This is a genomic window from Synechococcus sp. R3-13, from assembly GCF_047462195.1.
GTDB lineage: Bacteria > Cyanobacteriota > Cyanobacteriia > Thermostichales > Thermostichaceae > Thermostichus.
The window spans coordinates 1-4,378 of record NZ_JANSIO010000212.1; the positions used below are offsets into that span (position 1 = coordinate 1).

A 4,378-nucleotide genomic window follows, 5' to 3' on the forward strand; every position below is an offset into this window, starting at 1 on the left:
TAAGTCTAGCGCGTCTGCCGTTCCGCCACGTCACTCTCACCCATGCTAGCTCGCCCTCTGGGCCAGGGCGACCTGTAGGGCAGCAGTCTCAGCATCATCGTCATCTCGAATCGGAATCCCGCTCCAAGTCGCGAAAAAGAGGTGTGCTCAGGTAGCGTTCCCCAAAACTAGGCTGGATCATTACAATCCGCTTGCCAGCGTTTTCCGGTCGCCGCCCCACCTGGATGGCTCCCGCCAAGGCAGCCCCGGTGGAAATGCCGGAGAGGATCCCTTCTTCCTTGGCCAGGCGACGGCTGTAGACCATGCTCTCTTCATCTTCCACTGGGATCACCTCATCCAGCAGGTCGCGCCGCAGCACATCAGGCACGAATCCCGCTCCGATCCCTTCAATGCGATGAAAGCCGGGCCGTCCACCACTCAAGACGGCACTGGCCTTGGGTTCAACGGCCACCAGTCGAATGGCTGGGTTTTTCCCCTTCAAAAACTCGCCCGCCCCCGTGATGGTGCCGCCGGTACCTACCCCTGCCACCAGGATATCCACTTGACCATCGGTATCTTCCCAAATTTCCGGGCCGGTGGTTCTGGCATGGATCCGGGGGTTGGCGGGATTGGTGAACTGGCCCAACATGTAAGCGTTGGGAGTGCGGCGGACGATCTCTTCAGCCTTCCAGATGGCTTCCCCCATGCCGCCGGCGCTACTGGCCAGGTGCACCTCTGCTCCGTAGGCTTTCAACAGCAGTCGCCGCTCCAGGCTCATGCTCTCAGGCATGACGATGATGAGCCGGTAACCCTTGGCAGCAGCGGCCATGGCCAGGCCAATGCCGGTATTGCCAGAGGTGGGCTCCACCAAGATGGTCTTGCCGGGGGTGATCAAACCGGCCTGTTCGGCAGCCTCGATCATGCTGACGGCAATGCGGTCTTTCACCGAAGCGGCAGGGTTAAAGCTCTCCAATTTCACCACGATCTCGGCCAGGCACCCCTCCGATTGCGGGATCCGATTCAACCGCACCAGCGGGGTGCGACCGATGAGCTGGGTGATGTTGGCGGCGATTTTCATGGCTAACAAAAAGGAAGAAACCATCGCAGCAGTGGGCCCTAGCCCTTAACTCCGGAGCAACCGAGGGCCTTACGCGAGGCTAACCCTTGAATAAGCTCCTTGGCGTGCCCCTTTCAAGATCTCACTGCCCTTGGCCCAGCATTGAGGGGATCCCTGCATTCCTTGAAGTTTTGAGAGGGAGGGCTACAAAACCCCTCCTGAAAATGAATTAGAGTGAGATCACACCGGAAGGACGAGTCCATTATGCACCTGAGTGACATCACTCATCCCAACCAGCTCCGAAACCTGAACCTGAGCCAGTTGCGCAGCCTAGCCCGCCAGATTCGCGACAAACATCTGCAGACGGCTGCCAATTCCCCGGTCGGCTGTCATCTGGGGCCAGGGCTGGGGGTGGTGGAGCTGACCTTGGCCCTCTACAAGACCCTCGATCTGGATCGAGACAAGGTGATCTGGGATGTGGGGCACCAGGCTTATGCCCACAAAATGCTCACCGGCAGGTACCACAATTTCCACACATTGCGCCAGAAGGGGGGGATTTCCGGCTACCTGAAGCGCAGCGAGAGCCGCTTCGATCACTTTGGGGCGGGGCACGCTTCCACCAGCATCTCGGCAGCTTTGGGCATGGCCATCGCTCGGGATCGGCGGGGAGACAACTTCAAGGTGGTGGCCATCATTGGGGATGGGGCCCTAACCGGAGGCATGGCCTACGAAGCCATCAACCACGCCGGGCACCTGCCCAAGACCAACCTGATGGTGGTGCTCAACGACAACGGCATGTCCATTTCCCCCAACGTGGGAGCGATCCCTCGCTATTTAAACCGCCTGCGCCTCAGCCCGCCGGTGCAGTTTTTGGCCGACAGCCTAGAAGAGCAACTGAAGAATCTCCCCCTGCTGGGATCCAGCCTCAGCCCGGAAATTGACCGCCTCAAGGAAACGGTGAAGCTGGTTACCGCCGTGCAAAACAACAAGGCAGGCATCATCTTTGAGGAGCTGGGCTTTACCTACGTGGGTCCGGTGGACGGGCATAACCTGGCGGAATTGTTGGATGCTTTTGAGTTGGCCCACGGCATCTCCGGGCCGGTGCTGGTGCATGTGGCCACCGTCAAAGGCAAGGGCTACCCGCCTGCCGAAGCGGAACAGGTGGGGTATCACGCCCAATCCCGCTTCGACCTGGCCACCGGCAAGCCCTACCCGCCCACCAAGCCCAAGCCCCCCAGCTACAGCAAAGTCTTTGGCCATGCCCTCTGCAAGCTGGCCGAGCGGGATCCCCGCATCATCGGCATCACCGCCGCTATGGATACGGGCACTGGCCTGGATAAGCTCAAGGAAAAGCTGCCGGATCAGTTTGTGGATGTGGGGATCGCCGAGCAGCACGCTGTAACGTTGGCGGCTGGCATGGCCTGTGAGGGAATGCGGCCAGTGGTGGCCATTTATTCCACCTTCTTGCAGCGGGCCTACGACCAGATCATCCACGATGTCTGTATCCAAAAGTTGCCGGTCTTCTTTTGCTTGGATCGGGCGGGAGTTGTAGGAGCCGATGGCCCCACCCACCAAGGCATGTACGACATCGCCTATCTGCGCTGCATTCCGGAAATGGTGCTAATGGCTCCCAAAGATGAAGCGGAGCTACAGCGCATGGTGGTGACCGGGATCCAGTACACCCAGGGCCCCATCGCCATGCGTTACCCGCGCGGATCGGGTGTAGGGGTGCCTCTGGCAGAAGAGGGGTGGGAACCCCTGCCCATCGGCAAAGCCGAGGTGCTGCGCAGCGGCGGCGAGGTGCTGATCCTGGCCTATGGGTCGATGGTGCATCCCAGCCTGCAGGCGGCGGAGATCTTGAAAGAACACGGCATCTCAGCCACGGTGGTCAATGCCCGCTTCGCCAAGCCTCTGGATACCGAGCTGATCCTGCCTTTGGCCGAACAGAGCCGCTTGGTGGTGACGGTGGAAGAAGGTTGCCTCATGGGCGGGTTTGGCTCGGCAGTGGCCGAAGCCCTGCTCGACGCCGACCTGGCAGTGCCCTTGTTGCGCTTGGGGGTGCCGGATGTGTGGGTGGAGCACGCCACCCCCGAGGAATCCTTGGCAGAACTAGGCTTGAACAGTGCCGGGATTGCCGAGCGGATTCGGGCCAAGTTTCAGGCACGAGTTCTCAAGGGATCCCCTGCAGAACTTCCCACTGTCAATTCCTGAGCCTATTCCGAAAGGCCCATCCGCCGGTTGAACTGCTCGATGGCGGCTTGCTGCAGAGCTTCTGCAACAGGTCTGGTACGCAGGAGGATCTGCACATCCCGCAGCAGGTTTTCCCGCCACAGATTCTCCCGCAACACCTGCAGGCGGGCGTAGTTGGGATCCAAGCGCATGGCCTTTGCCCCCAGTTCCTCAGCCCGTTCGGTTTCTCCCCGAATGTAGAGGGCAGTCGCCAGGGCCAAATAGGGCTCTGCTACGGCATTGTTCATCTCTATCGTGCGTTCCCAGCGATCGATGGCGGCGTCGAGATCCCCCTGCTCATAGTCCACCAAGCCCATGTTGTTCATGGCCGGCCAATAGGCGGAATCCAACTCCAAGGTCTTCTCATATTCCTGCCGGGCCGCATCCCACCGATCCAGCATGAGGTAGGCATTGCCCAGTTGGAAGCGAGCGTTGGGGTTATCCGGTTGCAGGGCAACCGCTCGTTCCAGGGTTTCAGCAGCGGCAAAGTAGCTGCCCTGCCGCAAATAAGCCGATCCCAGCGAGTAGAGAACAGCCCCATCTTGAGGAGACAGGGCGCGGGCCTTCTGCAACGAGGCAATCGCCTGCTCCAAGTCCCCCAGTTCTAGGTGGACGTTGCCCAAAACATAGAGCAGCTCTGAGGAGTTGGGCACCATGGCCACGGCCAGTTGCAGGCGGCGCAGCGCTTCTTCCGTTTGACCAAACTGGGCCAGCCGCAGCGAGTCGGTGGCCAGTTGTAGCGCTTGGGCCTGCATCAAGCCCCCATTGGGCAGAGGGACGTGCAGCAACACCTGGGCCTGGGCAGAGCTCCACCCTCCCATCCCCAACACAATTGCCAGGCCCACCGACAAGGCTCGCCAGGGCCGGACGGATAACCGGAACAACAGTGGCGGCATGATACCCACGCAATAAACAGGCCATGCCCATGTTAGCTGCAACAGCCGGGGATCCCTACGTCTTGGTGTTCTCTTCTGCAGCGGCCATTTGAAAGGGCTCTTGAGCTGCTCATGCTCTTCTGCCTGTTGCTGAGGGTGCCCCGGCTTACACAGAGGTGGATAGGCCATGGTTTACCAGCCGAGAGCAGCCAAATCAGAGGCGCCGCCACCGCCGCCC

The 4,378-nt window shown here is 60.5% G+C and carries 3 protein-coding genes; 1 reads left to right on the forward strand and 2 read right to left on the reverse strand.

The features are described 5' to 3' along the window. Window positions 1-100: 100 nt before the first annotated feature. Window positions 101-1,057: a cysteine synthase A gene (cysK, locus tag NW856_RS06605; protein ID WP_011433569.1), complete on the reverse strand. Its 957-nt coding sequence runs from the start codon at window positions 1,055-1,057 to the stop codon at window positions 101-103. Window positions 1,058-1,300: 243 nt separating this feature from the next. Here cysK and dxs point away from each other — a divergent pair, with 243 nt between their 5' ends. After that, window positions 1,301-3,247, forward strand: a complete 1,947-nt coding sequence (gene dxs, locus NW856_RS06610) for a 1-deoxy-D-xylulose-5-phosphate synthase (protein WP_011433570.1) — start codon at window positions 1,301-1,303, stop codon at window positions 3,245-3,247. 2 nt (window positions 3,248-3,249) lie between these two features. Here the strand turns inward: dxs and NW856_RS06615 are convergent, their stop codons facing one another. After that, the gene (locus NW856_RS06615; protein ID WP_414399583.1) at window positions 3,250-4,161 is read right to left on the reverse strand and encodes a tetratricopeptide repeat protein; all 912 of its coding nucleotides are present in this window, start codon (window positions 4,159-4,161) and stop codon (window positions 3,250-3,252) included. Window positions 4,162-4,378 lie beyond the last annotated feature (217 nt).

Excerpts from the sequence above, each read along its gene's own strand:
- cysK (WP_011433569.1), bottom strand. The coding sequence starts at position 1,057 with ATGAAAATCGCCGCCAACATCACCCAGCTCATCGGTCGCACCCCGCTG.
- dxs (WP_011433570.1), top strand. The coding sequence starts at position 1,301 with ATGCACCTGAGTGACATCACTCATCCCAACCAGCTCCGAAACCTGAAC.
- NW856_RS06615 (WP_414399583.1), bottom strand. The coding sequence starts at position 4,161 with ATGCCGCCACTGTTGTTCCGGTTATCCGTCCGGCCCTGGCGAGCCTTG.